This window comes from Pantoea sp. Cy-640 (assembly GCF_011752635.1).
In the GTDB taxonomy this organism is placed as follows: domain Bacteria; phylum Pseudomonadota; class Gammaproteobacteria; order Enterobacterales; family Enterobacteriaceae; genus Pantoea; species Pantoea dispersa.
This window is the reverse complement of the sequence record NZ_VWXB01000001.1, coordinates 154,674-174,213: the sequence shown is the minus strand read 5'-3', so window position 1 is coordinate 174,213 and position 19,540 is coordinate 154,674. Positions and strand designations below refer to the sequence as shown.

Sequence of the window (19,540 nt, the reverse complement as noted above, 5' to 3'; positions counted from 1 at the left end):
CACGATGGCAAAAATTCTGGTGCTTTATTACTCCATGTACGGACATATCGAAACCATGGCTAACGCGGTGGCGGACGGTGCGAAGAGCGTGAGCGGTGCCGAAGTCACCATTCTGCGCGTGCCGGAAAGTATGGATGCCGAACGGTTTGCTCAGGTCGGCGGGAAGGTTAACCAGCCGGCGGCGGAAGCCAAACCGGACGATCTGCCGCAGTACGATGCCATCATCGTCGGCACCCCGACGCGCTTCGGCAACATGTCCGGTCAGATGCGTAATTTCTGGGACCGCACCGGCGGCCTGTGGGCCTCTGGCGCGCTGTACGGCAAGATTGCCAGCGTGTTTGCGTCTACCGGCACTGGCGGCGGTCAGGAGCAGACTATCACCTCGGTGTGGACCACCCTGGCACATCACGGCATGGTGATTGTGCCCATCGGCTACGGCACCAAAGAGTTGTTTGATATTTCGCAGGTGCGTGGCGGTACGCCGTATGGCGCAACCACGCTGGCGGGCGGTGATGGATCGCGCCAGCCCTCGGCGGAAGAACTGGAAATTGCCCGTTATCAGGGCCAATACGTCGCCGGTCTGGCGGTAAAACTGAAAGGATAAATTCCCAACAGGAGAGAGTTATGGCAACAGAACAGTTTAAAGCTCACCACGTGGGCGAATGGGCGACCTTACGTCACACCTCACCGGAAATCGCTGAAGCAATTTTCGAAGTGGCGAATTATGACGAACGGCTTGCCGAAGAGATCTGGCGCCAGCAAGGCAGCGATGAGGTGTTATTCCGCGCGTTTGAGAAAACCGACCAGGACGTCCTGACGTGGGACGATAAGCCGGTCGAACGTAAAAACATCTGAAGCACAGGCGGGCATGTCCCGCCTTCTCATTTTTAGCCGTCAGGGAGCCTTTATGTCAGCCTATCAAAGCATTAATCCGGCCAATAATCAGCTGCTGAAAACCTGGCCATCACACGATGACAGCTACGCGCAGCAGGCGCTGCACACCGCCGATGCGCTCTACCATTCGCCGTGGAGCAAAGGCGATATTCAGCCGCGTCTGCAGGTGCTGCAGCGTCTGGCAGAGTTGATCGACCAGCACAGCGAAGAGCTGGCCACTATTGCCAGCAAAGAGATGGGTAAGCTGATTGGCCAGAGCCGCGGCGAAGTAAAAATCTGCGCCAGCATCGCGCGCTATTACGCCGAACACGCGGCAAGGCTGTTGCAGGCACAGCCCTATCCCAGCGATGTCGGTGACGCCTGGCTCGAATACCATCCGATTGGCGTAGTGGTGGCCGTCGAGCCGTGGAATTTTCCCTATTATCAGCTGATGCGCGTGCTGGCACCGAACCTGGCACTGGGCAATCCGGTGCTGGCGAAACATGCCAACATTGTGCCGCACTGCGCCGACGTGTTTGAAAAGCTGGTGCTGGAAGCCGGTGCGCCGCAGGGCGCGTGGACCAATCTGTTTATCTCTAATCAGCAGGTGGCCGATCTGATTGCCGATCCGCGCGTGCAGGGTGTGGCGCTCACCGGTTCAGAGCGCGCCGGCAGCGCGGTGGCTGAGCAGGCCGGTAAGCACCTGAAAAAATCCACGCTCGAATTGGGTGGTAACGATGTGTTTGTGGTGCTGGACGATGCCGACATTGATGAAGCGGTGCGCCAGGGGGCGCAGGCCCGGCTCAGCAACTGCGGTCAGGTGTGTACCGCGGCCAAGCGCTTTATTCTGCATGAAAAGATTGCCGAAAGCTTTATGGCTAAGTTTAGCGCGGCGCTGCAATCCGCTACGCCCGGCGATCCGTTAGATGAAAAAACCACGCTGGGGCCGCTGTCGTCACAGGATGCACGTGACCGGCTGGTGAAACAGGTGGACGAGGCGGTGGCGCATGGTGCACGCGTGGAGTGCGGCGGACGGGTAATCGACGGCGTCGGCTGCTACTACCAGCCAACCATCCTGACCGGCCTGACGCCGGATAACCCGGCTTACTATCAGGAGTTTTTCGGCCCGGTGGCGCAGGTGTATGTGGTGGCGGACGACCGTGCTGCCGTGGCGCTGGCCAACGACTCACACTACGGTTTGGGCGGTTCCGTGTGGACGCGGGACATTGCGCGCGGGCGTAATATGGCTTCGCAGATTGAGACCGGCATGGTGTTTATCAATTCGCAGAGCGATACCGCGGCTGAGCTGCCGTTCGGCGGCGTGAAGCGTTCCGGCTATGGCCGTGAACTGTCCGATCTCGGGCTGAAGGAGTTTGCTAACCAGAAACTGGTCGTAGTAGCCGGTTAAACGGCATGAAACCACCGTTGAACTGAACGGTGGTTTTATTCGATTGACTGCGGTGCGCGTCAATGCGCAGCCGGTAACAACACAGCAGGGTCGCCGCACATGGCGACCCTGCTGGCGTTTTAGTTGCTGGCCGCTGCCGGCTGTTGCGCGGGTTTCGCGTCCGCCTCCGGCTTCGCCGGCGCTGCCTCAGCCTGGGCTTTCTGCGCCGCTGCAGCATCGGCTTTCGCCTTCTCGTCTGCGGCCTTCTGAGCGCTGGCCTTCTCAGCTTTGGCTTTGTCGTCCGCCGCTTTTTGCGCCGCGGCCTTGTCCGCCTTCACTTTTTCCTCAGCGGCTTTGGCGTCAGCGGCTTTCTGCGCTGCAGCTTTATCAGCTGCGGCTTTGTCAGCTGCCGCTTTATCCGCGCTGGCCTGATCCGCTTTGGCCTGTGCGTCATCGCTGGCTGCCGGCGCGGCAGCAGGCTGGGCGGCCGATGCCAGTGCGGCTGGCTGCAGCGGTGTACCCTGCAGCGCGTTGTTCAGCGCGCTGGTGAACTGATCCCAGCTGCAGTAGCCGTTGGCGTCAGTGTCACACCCCGCCAGCTGCAGCGTAACGCGCTTCGGTGGGTTCTTCAGGCTCAGCACATCGGCATTACGCAGCTGATCCGCCGTCTGATAGACATACTCCACTTTCAGCAGGTCTTTGTTGTTCTTCGCATCGTGCCAGCGTTCAAACACTACCTGGCCGCCGATCGGGGTTTTCTCGTCGTTACCCGGTAGCTCGTATGGCTTAACCTGCAGCGCGCTCAGCAATGACGCGATATTCGAATCGTGTCCGACCATCAGCGTGACTTTTGGCGCGGTGGCTTTATCCTGATCGACCAGCTGGCTGCGGATGTAATCCACCAGCGGTGCGGCAACGTCACGCGCCACTTCCGGCGCGGTAAACAGCGCATCCTGATAGCCATTCTTGATCGCCGCCAGCTCTTTCCACTGTTCCGGCGTTTTGATTTGTCCCCAGGCAACCTGATCCGCCGGGAAACCTTCGTAATACTGCAGCGTGAAGGCGTCGACCAGCGAGTTACCCACTTTCAGCGGGCCATTGACGCCGGGCTCTTTGCCATTTTCCGCGCTAAAGGTGTTGTCGCCGCTGCTCAGATCGCACTGTTTCTTACCGTTACAGGCCGGGGCTGATTTGTAATCGACGATTTTTTCCAGCCGCTGGAAGGCCGGCTTCAGCGCCAGCTTCTCATTGGCTGCGGTCATCGCCGCCAGCGCTTTCTTGTTAAACGCTTCGCTGCCATCGGTGATTACCGGATTGAAGATTGGGTCCATGGTGCCCATCGCATCCTGATGGGTGACAGCGATATCGCAGCCCGGGAAAGCACCGGTGACGAAATACTGCGCCGTCGCAACGGTGCGCTGCAGGCTGTTGGCATAGACAAAGATGTTGCTGCTGTCCGGACAGGTGCCGTTCTGTACCAGCCCCTGCTGGGCCAGCCACTGACGGGTGTAGTTACCCATGTAGACTTCCAGCACGCCGCCTTTGGTGGTCAGTTCACCGCCGGGCACATCCCACTGCGGCCAGCTTTTTTTCGTCGCCTGCTCCAGCACGCTGCCGTTGTTGGCCAGCGGGGCACGCAGGTTGTGACGACTCAGCATCAGGACCTGCTGCAGTTGCATGTCGCCATCCGCGGCATAAGCGCTCATACCCATCGGCAGCGCCGCGATCACTGACAGCGCGCAAAGACTCAGTTTCTTGATCATTGTGCCTATTCCATAATTCATCAGGGAAACACTCTGGCATTCAAGCGATTAGCTCGCCAAAGAGCGAATTACCGCACAGTGTAACCCAGCTTGCCTGAGAAAATCGCCAGATGTTTGCAAAAACCGTGCATCGACTATAGCAGTAAACGCGCTGGCCGTCGGGTTACGGCAGCAGATTGAAAAGCTTCAGGATGTTTTTCAGAAGGATGGAAAGCAGAAAAGCGAAAAGCCCGCATCGCTGCGGGCTTCTCTTATATGGCGGAGGAACAGAGATTCGAACTCTGGGATGGTTTCCCATCGGCGGTTTTCAAGACCGCTGCCTTAAGCCACTCGGCCATCCCTCCTGAAATCTTTTTGTCACCTCACACTGCGAGAGTGTGAAGTGGCGGAGGAGGAGAGATTCGAACTCTCGGATGGTTTCCCATCGGCGGTTTTCAAGACCGCTGCCTTAAGCCGCTCGGCCACCCCTCCGCAATGAGGCGCACTATAAACATCCCCCCGAACGATGTAAAGCATCCATTGATTCGTTCGCCTGAAAAACAGTCAAAAATGATTTTTTTGCCGTCTTAATCGTCATTCTGCTCAGTGAAACAGCAATTTATCGCGTAAAGATGGGTAAAACGCCTTTTCTGTCCTCTGACCGTTGCGTATTCTCAGGCCATATTTGGTGTTCTCTCTCTAACAGGAGCGCATGATGGACAGAATAATTAGCTCGTCACAGCAGCAGTCGCTACTCAGCACCCATAAAGTGCTGCGCAATACTTATTTCTTACTTGGCCTGACGCTGGCGTTTTCCGCCGTCACCGCCACGCTCAGCACCGTCTACGCCCTGCCCTCGCCGGGACTGATTCTGATGCTGGTGGGCTTTTACGGATTGATGTTTCTGACCTATCGCCTGGCGAACAGCCCGGCGGGTATTCTGGCCGCGTTTGCCTTTACCGGCTTCCTCGGTTACTGCCTCGGTCCGATTCTCAGCTCGTTCCTCACCGCCGGTATGGGTGATGTTATCGCCATGGCGCTGGGCGGCACCGCGCTGGTGTTCTTCTGCTGTTCCGCCTATGTCCTGACCACGCGTCGCGACATGTCTTTCCTTGGCGGCATGATGATGGCCGGCTTTGTGGTGCTGCTGGTGGCCGTGGTTGCCAATATCTTCCTGCAGCTGCCCGCGCTGCACCTGGCGATCAGCGCCTTGTTTATTCTGTTCTCTGCCGGTGCCATTTTGTGGGAAACCAGCAACATCATTCAGGGCGGTGAAACCAACTACATTCGCGCCACCGTCAGCCTGTATGTCTCGCTGTACAACATCTTTGTCAGCCTGCTGAGCCTGCTGGGCTTCGCCAACCGCGACTAAGACGTAAAGCACGCACCGTTAAACCCCGCTCCGGCGGGGTTTTTGCTTTTTATCCGCCGCCGCCTTTACAATAGGCGCGCTGACGATATGAGGAAACAACGTGATTTTTGCCGGTAAAGAGATTGCCACTGACGCGGAAGGCTATCTGAAAAATAGCGCCGACTGGAGTGAAGCGCTGGCGCAGGCCATCGCCCAGCAGGAAGCGATTGAGATGAGTGAAGCGCACTGGGAAGTGGTGCACTTTGTGCGTGATTTTTATCAGCAGTTTAATACGTCGCCGGCGGTGCGCATGCTGGTCAAAGCCATGGCGCAAAAATATGGCGAAGAGAAAGGCAACAGCCGCTATCTGTTTCGCCTGTTCCCGGAAGGTCCGGCCAAACAGGCCACTAAAATCGCTGGCCTGCCAAAACCAGCGAAGTGTCTGTGATCATCCGGTAGTAAACCGCGTCGGCCGCTCCGCCAGCTGATGCGGCTCCACCAGCACCTTATCGACCCGGGCACTGGGTGGTCCGCCCGCATTCAGCCACGCAATCAGTGACTCCACCTGCTGCGCTTCTCCCGCCGCCAGCACCTCCACGCTGCCATCGGCCAGATTATGCGCATAGCCGGTGACGCCCAGCGCTTCCGCCTGCGCCTGGGTGTAATAACGAAAGCCCACGCCCTGCACCCTGCCGTGAACCCAGATTTTATAACCTGTCGTCGCCATGGCGATCTCCCCTTTGTGCGTTGCATTTTGCCGCCATCCACCGGAAAATGGCGCCTCATTTTTTCAGGTAAGCATAGCAAACATGACCGTTCGATTGATTCTCGCTAAGGGACGTGAAAAATCCCTGCTCCGCCGCCATCCGTGGGTGTTCTCCGGCGCCGTTGCCCGTATGGAAGGTAAAGCCCAGTCGGGTGAAACCATTGATATCTGTGACAGCAACGGCAAATGGCTGGCCCGCGCCGCCTACTCTCCTCAGTCACAAATTCGCGCGCGCGTCTGGAGCTGGCAGCAGGATGAGTCAATCGACATCGCCTTCTTTGTGCGCACGCTGCAAAAAGCCCAGCAGTGGCGCGACTGGCTGGCAGAGCGCGACGGGCTGGACAGCTATCGCCTGATTGCCGGCGAGTCCGATGGACTGCCGGGCGTTACGATTGATCGCTTCGGTAACTTCCTGGTGCTGCAACTGCTGTCGGCCGGTGCGGAGTATCAGCGTCCGGCTCTCGTCTCGGCGCTGCAGCAGTGCTATCCCGACTGCGCCATCTACGACCGCTCTGACGTGGCGGTGCGCAAGAAAGAGGGACTGGAGCTGGCACAGGGTCCGGTAAGCGGTGAGCTGCCGCCTGCGCTGCTGCCGATAACCGAGCACGGCATGCAGCTGCTGGTGGATATTCAGGGTGGTCACAAGACCGGTTATTACCTCGATCAGCGTGACAGCCGTTTTGCCACCCGTCGTTACGCGGAAAATGCCCGCGTGCTTAACTGCTTCTCCTACACCGGCGGCTTTGCGGTCTCTGCTCTGCTCGGCGGCTGCCGGGAAGTGATCAGCGTGGATACCTCGCAGGACGCCCTTGACGTAGCAAAACAGAACGTGGCGCTTAACGGGCTGGATGTCTCACGCGCGCAGTTCCTGCGTGACGATGTGTTCAAACTGCTGCGTCGCTACCGCGACAGCGGCGAGAAGTTCGACATGATCGTCATGGATCCGCCGAAATTCGTTGAGAATAAAAACCAGCTGATGGGTGCCTGCCGCGGCTATAAAGACATCAACATGCTGGCGATGCAGCTGCTGAATCCGGGCGGCATTCTGCTGACTTTCTCCTGTTCCGGGCTGATGGCCACCGAGTTGTTCCAGAAAATTATCGCCGATGCCGCTGTTGATGCCGGTCGTGATGTACAATTTATAGAGCAGTTCCGTCAGGCAGCCGACCATCCGGTGATCGCCAGCTATCCTGAAGGGCTTTATCTGAAAGGCTTTGCCTGTCGCGTGCTGTGACTTGAAAACGCTGTCCCTGCCCCCATATCGGTGGCAGGGCAAAGTTTTGGGAGGTCACAATGATTGCCAGTAAATTTGGAATTGGACAGCAGGTCCGGCACCGTCTCTCCGGGGTGCTCGGCGTGATCGTGGATGTCGACCCGGAGTATTCGCTGGACGATCCGCAGCTGGATGAGGTTGGCGCGACGGAATCGCTGCGTGCGGCCCCCTGGTATCACGTAGTGATGGAAGATGAGGAAGGCGAACAGGTGCATACCTATATCGCTGAGATTCAGCTGGCCGGCGAAACCTCGTTCGAGCATCCGGAACAGCCCTCCATGGATGAGCTGGCCGCCTCGATCCGCCAGCAGCTGCAGGCGCCCAGCCTGCGGCATTAAGTGTACGGCGACGCCGCGTCGCCGTTTGTCTTTAATGCGTTACACCCAGCCGCGGGATTTCTATCTTCGGGCAGCGATCCATCACCACCGTCAGCCCGGCATCACGCGCCAGCACCGCCGCCTGCTCATTGATCACGCCCAGCTGCAGCCACAGGGTTTTGGCTCCGATAGCAATCGCTTCCTGCGCCACGCCCCATGCCGCTTCGGAATTGCGGAACACATCCACCATGTCGATCTTGCCCGGGATCTCCGCCAGCGTGCCATACACGGTCTGGCCCAGCAGCTGCTGTCCCGCCAGCTTCGGGCTCACCGGCACCACGTCATAACCCTGATCGAGCAGGTATCTCATTACGCCATAGCTGGCACGCTCAGTGCGATCGCTGGCACCGACCAGCGCGATGCGTTGGGTTTGCGTCAGGACATCGCGAATCGTTTGATCGTTCATGTTTTTCTCCTTGTTCACTCGCCTGAGTGTAGATGCCATTGCGCGCTAAAGTGCAAGCGCAGCGCACGAAAAGTTTGCGCGGCGACACGAATAAATATGTTAAAATGTAAATTAACTGCCATAATGTAATAATTTGCTACACATCGCCCTTTTTCCCCTGTTCCGGGAGTTGAAATGAAGCTGTCTCTGGCTGTTACGGGTTTGCTGTTGCTGCTCGTATCGGCAACCTGCCATGCCATTACCCTGAAGCTCGATCCGCAGATCGACCTGCTGGTGCTGGATGGGCGCAAAATCTCAGGTTCGCTGCTGAAAGGCGCGGACAGCCTTGAGCTGGAGCGCGGTCAGCATCAGTTTCTGTTTCGCGTGGATAAACCCTGCGCCGATGCCACTCACTTCCGCTCAGAACTGATGATTGTCACCTTCACCGCCGACGCCCATTCCGTAGCGATTCGCCTGCCGGCGCTGAATAACCGCCGCGAACGCAGCCTGTTTGATAAATCGTTAAATTTTCAGCTGATTGATGAGCGTGGTAATGAAATAGCCAGCATTCGCGATCGGTTGCCGGGTGAGAGCAGCGGCAATGTTGAACAGGCGATGATCAATTACAACCGTACGGCGCAGGCGGCCAGCGTGCCGCGCTTTGCGCTGCAGGCGGCCAGCGTACCGGACGCCAGTCTCAGTCTGGATATGGTATGGCAGGACGCCAGTAATTTGCCCGCGCTGCAACGCTGGCTGCAGCGTGTTGATGCCGCCACGCGGCAGCGTTTTATCAGTTGGGTGAAAACCCTACGCGCAAGTTGATAGCAGCTGAACGCCAGGGGTAAACTCGTGCATTCACTACGTTTGCACGCGCCGAAACAGGAAGCCCCATGGAGCAGACCGTTCGTACCCTGAAAGTTCAGAAACACATCGCCCTCGTTGCCCACGACCACTGCAAAGCCTCGCTGCTGGACTGGGTAAAAATCAATCAAAATGCGCTGCAACCTCACGTGCTATACGCCACCGGCACCACCGGCAACCTGATCAATCGTCACACCGGACTGGATGTGAATGCCATGCTCAGCGGGCCAATGGGCGGCGATCAGCAGGTCGGCGCGCTGATTGCTGAAGGCAAAATTGACGTGCTGTTCTTCTTCTGGGATCCACTCAATGCAGTACCGCACGATCCGGACGTCAAAGCGCTGCTGCGCCTGGCTACCGTATGGAATATCCCGGTAGCAACCAACCGCGCCACCGCGGATTTCATTATCCATTCGCCGATGTTTGCCAGCGAAGTGACCATCCAGATCCCCGATTATCAGCGCTACCTGACGGAACGCCTGAAAGCCTGATGGCTCAGGCCTTCCGGCTCTGCGCAACGCCCAGTTCGCGCAGGTGTTCGACAAACACGGAAGGCCGCTCTTTATCAAACATCAGCCACACCTGCTGACGCGCGCGCGTGATGGCCACGTAGGCCAGACGCCGCTCTTCGGCATGCGGAAAATCCTCCGGCTGTGGTAGCAATCCCTCTTCCATGATCGACTCGCGCGCCTGCGCCGGGAAACCGTCACGCCCTTCGTGCAGCCCCAGCACGATGACAAAATCCGCCTGCTGACCTTTACTGGCGTGGATGGTCATGAAGTCGATACGCAGTTTCGGCCAGCGGGTTTTGGCTTTATCCAGCATCGCCGGACGCAGATGATGGTAACGCGCCAGCAGCAGTACGCGTTCGTCCGACTTCGCGTAACCGCTCAGCTTGTCGAGCAGCGCTTCCAGTTGCTCCTGCGGCAGCAGCGTAATGGATTTCTTGTTCCCTTTGCTCAGGCTGTTGAGCGGCTTGCGCAGCTGATGCGGATTCTGCTGCACAAAGCGGTTGGCAATGTCACCGATGCGATCGTTGAAGCGGTAGGTGGTATCCAGCACGCAGCGGTCGCCTTCGCCAAAATAGTGATGAAATGCGGTGGTCAGGCTCATCTCCGCGCCGCTAAAGCGATAGATCGCCTGCCAGTCATCGCCGACCGCAAACAAACTGGTGCGCTTATTTTGCTGCCGCAGCGCGCTGAGCAGCGCCGCCCGCTGCGGTGAAATATCCTGGAATTCATCCACCAGAATGTGCTTCCACGGGCTGATAAAGCGACCCTTCTCCAGCACAGCGATCGCCTGGTGGATCAGCCCGGAAAAATCCACCGCGCCCTCGGTTTTCAGTGCGCTTTTCCATGCTTTCAGCAGCGGTGCCATCAGCCTGACGCGCTTCGTGAAATTGTCGCGCAGCGGTTCCGGCACATCGGCAATCATCGCCGCCTGCGCGCCGCCGTGCATGCGCATCAGGCCGAGCCAGCGCTCCAGCCGCACCGCAAGACGCTGCGCCAGTTTGTCATCCTGCCAGAACGGACCTTCCGGCACGTCCCACGCCAGCTCTTCCCGCAACCACTGTCGCCAGCCGCTGGCCTGCGCCTTTTTGCTGTTGCACTGCTCACGCCAGTTTTCGATCAGCAACTGACGTCGTGCGCTGCTGTCACTTTCCAGCCGGCTGATGACCGGCTGCTTATTGCTGCCTTCACGAATGATGTGCAGCGCCAGCGCGTGGAACGTACGCGCCTGAATCGCGCTCTCACCCAGCCGCGTCTGGATCCGATCGTTCATCTCTTCCGCCGCCTGGCGACCAAAAGCCAGCAGCAGGATTTGCTCCGGCTGCGCCAGTTTGCGCTGTAACAGCCAGCCGGCGCGCGCCACCAGCACCGAGGTTTTACCGCTGCCCGCGCCGGCCAGCACCAGCAGCGCGTCTTCACCGTTGACCACCGCCTCACACTGCGATGGATTGAGCGGCGTGGTTTCGACGGTGGAGAAGAAGGCGTGATTGTCGCTGATCACCCGCGCGCTCCACTCGCGGTTGCGCTGCCGAATCGCGCTCTCGCCCTGCTCAAGCCACTGCTGGCAAAAGCGCCACAGCGTGCGGCAGTTATCAAACTCCTCCAGCCGTGCCAGCGGCAGCGGTAAGGCGGAAAACTGGCGCGTGATGGTCTCTTTTACCGCAGCCAGCTCGCTGCGCTTCAGCCAGCGATCCTGGCCGGTAAACGCGACGATCTCCTGCTGCAGCGCGCTCAGCACCTGCGCGCTGATTTCGCTCATCTCAAGGCTCCACTGCTGCCACGCCTGCTGCAGGTAATGGTAAAAACGCTGGGTTTCCTGCCACTCGGTGCCGTGCAACCGCACCACTTTCTCTTCCGGTAACAAAAACTCCAGCTCGCCCCACACCAGGCCGCGTTTGCAGGTAATACCGATCAACTGATTAAACGGGATCAGGTACTCGTGGCGATCGCCGCTGACTTCCACACCGGCAGCCAGCAATCGCACCCGGTTATAGGGATGCTGTGCCAGCCGTTTACCCATGGATGTTGCTTTTAGTTCCATCTCCGCACCGTCATGTGGAATTCAATTATCGCGCAGTTTACCTGTCAGACCCTTAGCGCTCCAGCCTTAAAACACGCTAAACTGGGCGACACATATTGCGGATTGCAAAAGGAAAATCGCGTTATGCGCACCGTGCTTAATATTCTGAATTTTGTTCTTGGCGGCTTTATCACCACCCTCGGCTGGTTGCTGGCCACACTGATCAGCATCGTGCTGATCTTTACCCTGCCGCTGACCCGCTCCTGCTGGGAGATTACCAAACTGTCCCTGCTGCCGTTTGGCAACGAAGCGGTTCACGTTGACGTGCTGCGCCCGGAGAGCAAAAACCACGTGCTGAACGCCGGCGGCACCTTCCTCAACCTGTTCTGGCTGATTTTCTTTGGCTGGTGGCTGTGCCTGATGCACATCTCAACCGGCATCCTGCAGTGTCTGAGCATCATCGGTATTCCGACCGGCATTGCCCACTTCAAAATCGCCGCTATCGCGCTGTGGCCGGTAGGTCGTCGCGTGGTGTCAGTGGAAGAAGCGCAGGCGGCGCGTGAAGCCAACGCGCGGCGCCGCTACTGAGGCTGAAGATGATGCCTGACGCTATGCCCGGCTGGCGCCGTTATCTGTTCAACAGCAGCCTGCGCTACCTGCTGCGCATCTTCTTCGCGCTGGCCGGCTGTGCCGCCGTTCCCTGGTGGCTGCAGCAGATTGAGTGGACCATCCCGCTGACGCTCGGCGTCGTGGCGGCGGCGCTGGCCGATCTTGACGATCGCTGGACCGGCCGCGTGCGCAACCTGCTCATCACGCTGGTGTGCTTCTGCATTGCCTCGGTCTCGGTCGAGCTGCTGTTTCCGCACCCGTGGCTGTTTGCTATCGGTCTGGCGCTCTCCAGCTGGGGATTTATTCTGCTGGGCGCGCTGGGGCAGCGCTACGCCACCATTGCGTTTGGTGCCCTGCTGATCGCGGTGTACACCATGCTGGGCATTGGCCTGTTTCCGCAGTGGTGGATGCAGCCGGCGCTGCTGCTGATTGGCGCGCTGTGGTACAACCTGCTGACCTTTATCGGCCACCTGATGTTTCCGGTGCGCCCGGTGCAGGAGCAGCTAGCCGCCAGCTTTTCCCAGCTGGCGCGCTATCTGGAAGCCAAGGCCAATCTGTTTGATCCTGACGGCGGTGAGCAGGATGACGCGGCGCTGATCGCCACCGCGATGGTCAATAGCCAGCTGGTGGCGCAGCTCAACCTGACGAAAACCACCATTCAGAGCCGTTTACGCGGCGACCGCGGCTCGCGCAGTACGCGGCGCAGCCTGCATTACTATTTTGTGGCGCAGGATATTCACGAGCGCGCCAGCTCGTCGCATCTGCAATATCACCTGCTGCGCGATGACTGGCGTTACAACGAGGTGCTGTTTCGCTTTCAGCGGCTGCTGAACATGCAGGCGCAGGCCTGTCGCCAGCTGGCAGAGAATATCGTGCTGCGCCAGCCGTGGCACCACGATAGCCACTTTGCGCGCAGCTTTGAACGCCTGGAGACCGCCCTGCAGCGCCTGCAACATAACGATCCGCAGGCGACGCACATTCGTCCGCTGTTCTGGTTGCTGCGCAACTTACGCGCCATTGATGCGCAGCTGGCGTCGATCGAATCAGAGCAGCGGCTGGCAGAACCGCTGACGCAGAGCGATCACCATCTGTCGCGCGAAGGCTTGAGTGGCTGGGCTGATATCCGTCTGCGCCTCAGTCGCCATCTGAGTCCGACCTCGGCGTTATTCCGGCACGCGGTGCGCATGTCGCTGGTGCTGTGCGTGGGGTACGCCTTCATTCAGCTTACCGGCCTGCATCGCGGCTACTGGATCCTGCTGACCAGCCTGTTTGTCTGCCAGCCTAACTACAACGCCACACGACGGCGGCTGGCGCTGCGCATTGGCGGAACCCTGGCCGGTATTGCGATTGGCCTGCCGGTGCTGTGGCTGGTGCCCTCTATCGAGGGCCAGTTGGTTTTGATTGTGCTGAGCGGCGTGCTGTTTTTTGCCTTCCGCCAGATTCAGTACGCGCAGGCGACGCTGTTCATCACCCTGCTGGTGCTGCTGTGCTTCAATCTGCTGGGTGAAGGCTTTGATGTCGCCCTGCCACGCGTGGTGGATACCTTGCTCGGCTGTGGTCTGGCCTGGCTGGCGGTGGCGTTTGTCTGGCCTGACTGGCGTTTCCGTCAGCTGACGACGGTTGCCGATCGCACGCTGAATGCCAACTGTCGTTATCTTGATGCCATCCTGGAACAGTATCATCAGGGTAAAGATAACCGTCTCGCCTACCGCGTGGCGCGCCGTGACGCGCACAACGCCGATGCGGAACTGGCGTCCGTGGTGTCCAATATCAGCGGCGAACTGAAGCAACAGCCGCCGCTGCGCGAGAATGCGTTCCGTCTGATGTGCCTCAACCACTCGTTTCTCAGCTACATCTCAGCGCTGGGCGCGCACCGGGAGCAGCTGACGCAGGGCGAACTGCTGACACTTTTAGATGACGCGGTATGCTTCGTCGAGGATGTGCTGCAGATCGATCGCGTCAGCGAAGCGCAGGCGGAAACGATGCAGCAGGCACTGATGCAGCGCCTGAGCGCGCTGAAAACCAGTGAGGAGGCGCAGGCACCGCTGGTGTTGCAGCAGCTGGGGCTGCTGATTGCGCTGCTGCCGGAAATTGCCCGCCTGCGCCGCACCCTCGCTGCCGCTTAAGGCAACAGGCGCTCCGCCGCGGCGTGCTGGCGGAGCGTTTCCTGATACCAGGCGCTCAACTCTTCACGTACCGCCGCCGGCAAAGCGGCCTGGTGATGGCCGGAAATGGCCCCTTCCAGCGCCAGCAGCGTTTTCAGGCCGATGTCTTTATTCACCGCCCGCAGCTTCAGCCAGCTCTGACGCGAGCCCATTTCATACAGTAAGCGAACAGAATTGATCCCGACTTTGTGCAGCATCAGCTCCATGCGCAGGCTGAGATTGGGCAGATCTTTCAGCCTGAGCAAGACAAGTCTGTTTGCCGCCTCGGCGCGCGCCGCAGACAGCGAACTGGCCGATAAGCGCAGCAGCTGATCGGCGTCCTGCCAGAGCTGTTTATCCACTTTGTAGTAGCTGAGCGTCACCGGCATGCCGCGCTTGCGGTATATCAACGGTTCCAGCGGGCGCTGTGCGGCATAGTGCTGTAGCGCCTCACTGGCGCGCAGATAGAGCGCATCCTCATTGATGTAAGCAAACACCACCTTTTCGACCGCCAGCGCGTAACCACCAAACTGGGTGCGCGATTCAATTTTTCCCAATGCCGCTAACTGGGCTTTGGACTGCTCAACCACCGGATTATTTTTCTTCATAACGTCCCCTTTTCCTCATTCCTTGCGCGGGAAATTTCCTATAAAAAGCTCAGAGATTCATCTGGTTAGAAGATAGAAAAAACGATTTAGCTGTTCAATGAATAAAAGCGGCAACGCGCGGATCTTGTGCGGAATTTGCGAGGCATTTTCAGAAATTGAGGTTGATCTTTATCCAGGAACTCATTACTGTATATTCATACAGTTCATTACTGAGTGATTAAAATATGCGTACTCAATACTCTGGCCCTGCTGATCGTGCTCACCGTTTCGCTGCGACGGGCTTAACGCAACCTTCTCTGGGTGGTATTACTGAACTGCGTTATAGCGAGCAGCCCGGCATCATGCCGCTGCTGTTACTGCCGGTCCTCAAGCAGCTGAGCACCCAGTCACGCTGGCAGCTGTGGCTGACGCCAGCGCACAAACTGAACCGCAGCTGGATGCAGCAGTCAGGCTTACCGCTGGAAAAGAGTATGCATATCACGGAATCCGAGCGTTTAAGCACGGTTGAGAGCATGGTGAAAGCGTTGCGCACCGGCAACTACAGCGTGGTACTCGCCTGGATTCCTTATGAATTGAGCAATGAAGAGCGCCTGGAACTTGAGCAGGCAGCCGCCGAAGGCGAAGCGCTGGGATTGATTATGCGTCCTCAGGGGCGGGATCTTGCTCTGTCCAGACAGCCAAACAGCGCAAAAATTCCCTCTGATTTGTTTCATTAAGTAAAACTAAGATTTTTCTCACGCTATTTTTTCACAAAGTTGCGGCTAAGCCACTGATTCTTTTCCCGCCAGCTATGACAATGGCTTAGCCGCATTTTTCTTTTCCGGTAGCGAAAATTTTGCCATGTCATTTGTTAAAATGTGTGTATAAATCCCTGTTTTTTTATCCGCTGACGTCACATCATACTTGTAAGTTTCCAATCTCGTTGTAGACTTTACCTCGCCAGGGTGCTCAATAACCTCCGTTTTTTCGGTAGAGTCATAAGCGAGCGTTTAGACCCGGCGAAGGATTACAACCAAGAGCAACCTTTTTGCTCATTGCCTATTTGGATGATAACGAGGCGCAAAATGAAAAAGACAGCTATCGCAATTGCAGTGGCACTGGCTGGCTTCGCTACCGTAGCGCAGGCCGCTCCTAAAGATGACACCTGGTATACCGGTGCTAAACTGGGCTGGTCTCAGTATCACGATACTGGTTACTACGGTAACGGTTACGAAAACAACGACGGTCCAACTCACGAATCTCAGCTGGGCGCAGGTGCTTTCCTGGGCTACCAGGCTAACCCATACCTGGGCTTCGAGCTGGGCTACGACTGGCTGGGCCGTATGCCGAACAAAGGCAACGTGACCAATGGCGCATTCAAAGCACAGGGCGTTCAGCTGGCAGCTAAACTGAGCTACCCAATTGCTGACGATCTGGACGTGTACACCCGTCTGGGCGGCATGGTATGGCGTGCTGATTCAACTCAGACCAACCCAGACAACGGCCGCATCAGCAACCACGACACCGGCGTTTCTCCGCTGGCTGCTGTTGGTGTTGAATACGCACTGACCAAAAACTGGGCGACTCGCCTGGACTACCAGTGGGTTAACAACATCGGTGACGCAGGTACCGTTGGTGCGCGTCCAGACAACAGCATGCTGAGCGTCGGCGTTTCTTACCGTTTCGGTCAGGACGAAGCTGCTGCACCAGTTGTTGCTCCAGCGCCAGCTCCGGCTCCGGTTGTTGAAACCAAGCGTTTCACTCTGAAGTCTGACGTGCTGTTCACCTTCAACAAATCTACCCTGAAGCCAGAAGGCCAGCAGGCTCTGGATCAGCTGTACAGCCAGCTGAGCTCAATGGATCCGAAAGACGGTTCTGTTGTGGTTCTGGGCTTCACCGACCGCATCGGTTCAGACCAGTACAACCAGAAACTGTCTGAGAAACGTGCTCAGTCTGTTGTCGACTACCTGGTATCTAAAGGTATCCCGGCTAACAAGATCTCTGCACGTGGCATGGGTGAATCTAACCCAGTTACTGGCAACACCTGTGACAGCGTGAAAGGCCGCAATGCCCTGATCGACTGCCTGGCGCCAGACCGTCGCGTAGAAATCGACGTGAAAGGTATCAAAGACGTTGTAACTCAGCCACAGGCTTAAGTTATCGCGCAATAAAAAACCCCGCTTCAGCGGGGTTTTTTTTGGCTTTTTATCACACACAATTTTTTGCTATTCGTTATCCGCGCCGCCTTTACCCAGAATCGCCTGCAGATCCTGCTTCAGCGTCGACATCTGACTGGCATACTTCTCTTTGCGTTCTGCATCTTCAATCAGCTGAACGATGGTCTCTGACAGGGTGCTGTTACGACGCTGCGCCAGACCGGCCAGACGCTGCCACACCAGATACTCCAGATCGATCGATTTTTTCCGCGTGTGCTGATGCTCTGCGTTGAAATGACGTTTACGCCGCGCGCGTATGGTCTGCTTCAGACGGTTTTCCAGCTCCGGATGGATATGCTTTGCGATCCAGTCACCGACCTCAACCGGGTTATTCTCCATCGCCAGCAACATCTCTACCGCCGCCTGCGCAGCGCTCAGCTCAATATGCCGGGTGATCAGCTCACCTTCCCGATGCTTTTTCACCAGGTATTTCCACTTCCATCCACTTTCAAGATTTTCGAGTTGCTGGTATTTCATCGGAATCTCATCGTGATCACGTAACAAACTAAGAATAACAGCTTTTTTCCCGGATGCAGCAAGGAAAAACATGTTGCGGCCATCACAGTTCAGGCCGGAAGTGCGCCGTGCTTAACCGGGTTGAATCCTGTATAATCGCGCTTTTCCTGAACCAGACTAATGCGAATATTTTGACCAGCACTCAACTTACGTGGCAAGCCCTGCAGCCGGATAGCTCACGCTACCAATCACTTTTCTCAACCGTCTCTCTGGAAGATAGCGATACGCTTGCCGCGGTTCAGCCGCGTCTGCTGAATGCGCTGGCGCATTTACATCATCAAACGCTGGGCTTTCCGCTGCTGCTGTTACGCAGCCAGGAAAACAGTGATTATCTGGCGTGGATTGCCGAGGCGGCGCAGCGCTTTCAGCCTGACGAGGACGCGCTGTACGGCGGTGATTACCATGTGATGGGCGACAACGTCAGCCTGCAACCGCCGGTCGATGCCAGCCGTCCCTTCACCAGCACCGGCGGCGTGCATTACGCCGACTGGATTGAGTCCGAACAGCTGTTTGGCTGCGTGCGTCAGTATAAAGATCGCGTACAGCTGGAGCCCGGTCTGCTGCATCAGGCTAACGGTGGCACGCTGATCCTGTCGATCAACACCCTGCTGGCACAGCCGCTGCTGTGGCTGCGCCTGCGCAAAGTGATCGAGCTGGGCCGCTTTGACTGGTATTCACCGGACGAGCGTCGTCCCCTGCCGGTGACCATTCCCTCACTGCCGCTGCAGCTGCGTCTGATTTTATGTGGCGATCGCGAGGCGCTGGCCAGCTTCCAGGAACTGGACGTTGAAGTGCACGAAATGGCGCTTTACAGCGAATTCGAAGAGAATCTCCAGCTGGTCGATGAGGATGACATGGCCAACTGGTGCCGCTGGACGCTATGCCAGGCGGAGCTGGCCGGCCTGACGCCACCCGAAGCTGATTTCTGGCCGCTGCTGATCCAGGAAGCGGTGCGTCTGACCGGCGATCAGGACACGCTGCCGCTGTGCCCGCGCTGGCTGCGTCGTCAGCTGCAGGAAGCCGCGCTGCACGGTGACACGCTGAATGGTGAGGCGCTGAAAGAGGCGCTGGAAGCACGCCAGTGGCGCGAGAGTTTCCTCGCCGACCGGATGCGCGATGAGATCCTGCTGAATCAGATTATGATCGAAACGGAAGGCGAAGTGGTCGGGCAGATCAACGGCCTGTCGGTGATTGAATTCCCTGGCCATCCACGTCCGTGGGGCGAGCCGTCACGCATCACCTGTGTTGTGCATCCGGGCGATGGCGAATTTACCGACGTGGAGCGCAAAGCGGAGCTTGGTGGCAACATCCACGCCAAAGGTATGATGATCATGCAGGCGTATCTGATTTCCGAGCTGGAGCTGGAACAGCAGCTGCCCTTCTCGGCATCGCTGGTGTTTGAGCAGTCTTACTCCGAAGTCGACGGTGACAGCGCCTCGCTGGCCGAGCTGTGTGTGCTGATCAGCGCGCTGGCAAACCAGCCGCTGAACCAGCAGATTGCCGTTACCGGTTCGGTGGACCAGTTTGGTAACGTGCAGCCGGTGGGTGGTCTGAATGAGAAAATCGAAGGCTTCTTCCACATCTGCCAGTCGCGCGAGCTGACCGGCAAACAGGGCGTGATTCTGCCTGCCAGCAACGTGCGCCATCTCAGCCTCAGCGACGACGTGGTAGAAGCGGTACAGCAGGGCCAGTTCCATATCTGGGCGATTGAGCGCGTTGACGAAGCGCTGCCGCTGTTAACCGGTATTGCCTGGCAGAGCGAAAGCGGCGACTCGCTGCTGAGCACCATTCAGGAGCGCATTACTCAGCTCAATCAGCAAGAAAACCGACCGCGGCCCTGGCCATTACGCTGGCTCAACTGGTTCAACCACAGCTGATTACATTGCCCAGCGTACAACTGTTCGCTAATATTCGGGCTTCACTA

20 protein-coding genes and 2 tRNA genes are annotated in these 19,540 nt (G+C 57.9%); 14 read left to right on the top strand and 8 right to left on the bottom strand.

The features are described from left to right. Positions 1-4: 4 nt before the first annotated feature. The 3 genes from wrbA to F3J36_RS00775 are packed head-to-tail and all read left to right on the top strand — an operon-like array spanning position 5 to position 2,281. On the top strand, positions 5-604 hold the full coding sequence (gene wrbA / locus F3J36_RS00785; RefSeq protein WP_021508291.1) for an NAD(P)H:quinone oxidoreductase: 600 nt from the start codon (positions 5-7) through the stop codon (positions 602-604). Between the two features lie 20 nt (positions 605-624). Further along, positions 625-855, top strand: coding sequence for a YccJ family protein (locus tag F3J36_RS00780; RefSeq protein ID WP_021508292.1), 231 nt, complete (start codon positions 625-627; stop codon positions 853-855). A 52-nt stretch (positions 856-907) separates the two neighbouring features. Next, entirely contained in the window at positions 908-2,281 is a 1,374-nt protein-coding gene (locus F3J36_RS00775) for an NAD-dependent succinate-semialdehyde dehydrogenase (RefSeq protein WP_166718662.1), read from the top strand. 119 nt (positions 2,282-2,400) lie between these two features. Here F3J36_RS00775 and agp read toward each other — a convergent pair whose 3' ends face one another. The 3 genes from agp to F3J36_RS00760 all read right to left on the bottom strand — a co-directional run bounded on the left by agp (position 2,401) and on the right by F3J36_RS00760 (position 4,494). Then, on the bottom strand, positions 2,401-4,023 hold the full coding sequence (gene agp, locus F3J36_RS00770) for a bifunctional glucose-1-phosphatase/inositol phosphatase (RefSeq protein ID WP_211072795.1): 1,623 nt from the start codon (positions 4,021-4,023) through the stop codon (positions 2,401-2,403). A gap of 256 nt (positions 4,024-4,279) precedes the next feature. Then, positions 4,280-4,367: transfer RNA gene (locus F3J36_RS00765), tRNA-Ser, on the bottom strand. 39 nt (positions 4,368-4,406) lie between these two features. Beyond that, a tRNA-Ser gene (locus F3J36_RS00760) sits at positions 4,407-4,494 on the bottom strand. Positions 4,495-4,717: 223 nt separating this feature from the next. Between F3J36_RS00760 and yccA the strand changes: the two genes are divergently transcribed. Both yccA and tusE read left to right on the top strand, forming a co-directional pair. Next, complete coding sequence (gene yccA / locus F3J36_RS00755) at positions 4,718-5,374, top strand: FtsH protease modulator YccA (protein ID WP_021508295.1); 657 nt, start codon at positions 4,718-4,720, stop codon at positions 5,372-5,374. 100 nt (positions 5,375-5,474) lie between these two features. Continuing rightward, entirely contained in the window at positions 5,475-5,801 is a 327-nt protein-coding gene (tusE, locus tag F3J36_RS00750) for a sulfurtransferase TusE (protein WP_010616552.1), read from the top strand. Here the strand turns inward: tusE and yccX are convergent, their stop codons facing one another. Next, positions 5,802-6,080: an acylphosphatase gene (gene yccX / locus F3J36_RS00745; protein ID WP_166718660.1), complete on the bottom strand. Its 279-nt coding sequence runs from the start codon at positions 6,078-6,080 to the stop codon at positions 5,802-5,804. Positions 6,081-6,162: 82 nt separating this feature from the next. On the opposite strand from yccX, the gene rlmI reads away from it, so the two are divergent. Both rlmI and hspQ read left to right on the top strand, forming a co-directional pair. Beyond that, positions 6,163-7,353, top strand: coding sequence for a 23S rRNA (cytosine(1962)-C(5))-methyltransferase RlmI (gene rlmI, locus F3J36_RS00740; RefSeq protein WP_166718659.1), 1,191 nt, complete (start codon positions 6,163-6,165; stop codon positions 7,351-7,353). 59 nt (positions 7,354-7,412) lie between these two features. Further along, complete coding sequence (hspQ, locus tag F3J36_RS00735; RefSeq protein ID WP_021508298.1) at positions 7,413-7,730, top strand: heat shock protein HspQ; 318 nt, start codon at positions 7,413-7,415, stop codon at positions 7,728-7,730. A 31-nt stretch (positions 7,731-7,761) separates the two neighbouring features. On the opposite strand, the gene F3J36_RS00730 is transcribed toward hspQ, so the two are convergent. Next, the gene (locus tag F3J36_RS00730) at positions 7,762-8,175 is read right to left on the bottom strand and encodes a CoA-binding protein (RefSeq protein ID WP_166718658.1); all 414 of its coding nucleotides are present in this window, start codon (positions 8,173-8,175) and stop codon (positions 7,762-7,764) included. Between the two features lie 174 nt (positions 8,176-8,349). Here F3J36_RS00730 and F3J36_RS00725 point away from each other — a divergent pair, with 174 nt between their 5' ends. After that, positions 8,350-8,976, top strand: a complete 627-nt coding sequence (locus F3J36_RS00725) for a DUF2057 family protein (RefSeq protein ID WP_021508300.1) — start codon at positions 8,350-8,352, stop codon at positions 8,974-8,976. Between the two features lie 68 nt (positions 8,977-9,044). Next, complete coding sequence (locus F3J36_RS00720) at positions 9,045-9,506, top strand: methylglyoxal synthase (RefSeq protein WP_021508301.1); 462 nt, start codon at positions 9,045-9,047, stop codon at positions 9,504-9,506. 4 nt (positions 9,507-9,510) lie between these two features. Here F3J36_RS00720 and helD read toward each other — a convergent pair whose 3' ends face one another. After that, on the bottom strand, positions 9,511-11,565 hold the full coding sequence (helD, locus tag F3J36_RS00715; protein ID WP_166718657.1) for a DNA helicase IV: 2,055 nt from the start codon (positions 11,563-11,565) through the stop codon (positions 9,511-9,513). A 123-nt stretch (positions 11,566-11,688) separates the two neighbouring features. Between helD and F3J36_RS00710 the strand changes: the two genes are divergently transcribed. Both F3J36_RS00710 and yccS read left to right on the top strand, forming a co-directional pair. Further along, complete coding sequence (locus F3J36_RS00710; protein ID WP_058780794.1) at positions 11,689-12,132, top strand: YccF domain-containing protein; 444 nt, start codon at positions 11,689-11,691, stop codon at positions 12,130-12,132. 8 nt (positions 12,133-12,140) lie between these two features. Continuing rightward, entirely contained in the window at positions 12,141-14,279 is a 2,139-nt protein-coding gene (yccS, locus tag F3J36_RS00705) for a YccS family putative transporter (RefSeq protein ID WP_166718656.1), read from the top strand. Here the strand turns inward: yccS and F3J36_RS00700 are convergent. Next, positions 14,276-14,905, bottom strand: a complete 630-nt coding sequence (locus F3J36_RS00700; RefSeq protein ID WP_058759726.1) for a TfoX/Sxy family DNA transformation protein — start codon at positions 14,903-14,905, stop codon at positions 14,276-14,278. The two genes, yccS and F3J36_RS00700, sit on opposite strands and share 4 nt — an antisense overlap. A gap of 224 nt (positions 14,906-15,129) precedes the next feature. Here F3J36_RS00700 and sulA point away from each other — a divergent pair, with 224 nt between their 5' ends. Both sulA and ompA read left to right on the top strand, forming a co-directional pair. Further along, a complete protein-coding gene (gene sulA, locus F3J36_RS00695; protein WP_031279848.1) occupies positions 15,130-15,621 on the top strand; it encodes an SOS-induced cell division inhibitor SulA in 492 nt (163 codons plus the stop codon). 348 nt (positions 15,622-15,969) lie between these two features. Next, a complete protein-coding gene (gene ompA / locus F3J36_RS00690; protein ID WP_058759727.1) occupies positions 15,970-17,040 on the top strand; it encodes a porin OmpA in 1,071 nt (356 codons plus the stop codon). A gap of 69 nt (positions 17,041-17,109) precedes the next feature. On the opposite strand, the gene matP is transcribed toward ompA, so the two are convergent. Further along, entirely contained in the window at positions 17,110-17,577 is a 468-nt protein-coding gene (gene matP / locus F3J36_RS00685) for a macrodomain Ter protein MatP (RefSeq protein ID WP_166718655.1), read from the bottom strand. Between the two features lie 53 nt (positions 17,578-17,630). Here matP and F3J36_RS00680 point away from each other — a divergent pair, with 53 nt between their 5' ends. Beyond that, complete coding sequence (locus F3J36_RS00680; protein WP_166718654.1) at positions 17,631-19,493, top strand: Lon protease family protein; 1,863 nt, start codon at positions 17,631-17,633, stop codon at positions 19,491-19,493. Positions 19,494-19,540: the final 47 nt, after the last annotated feature.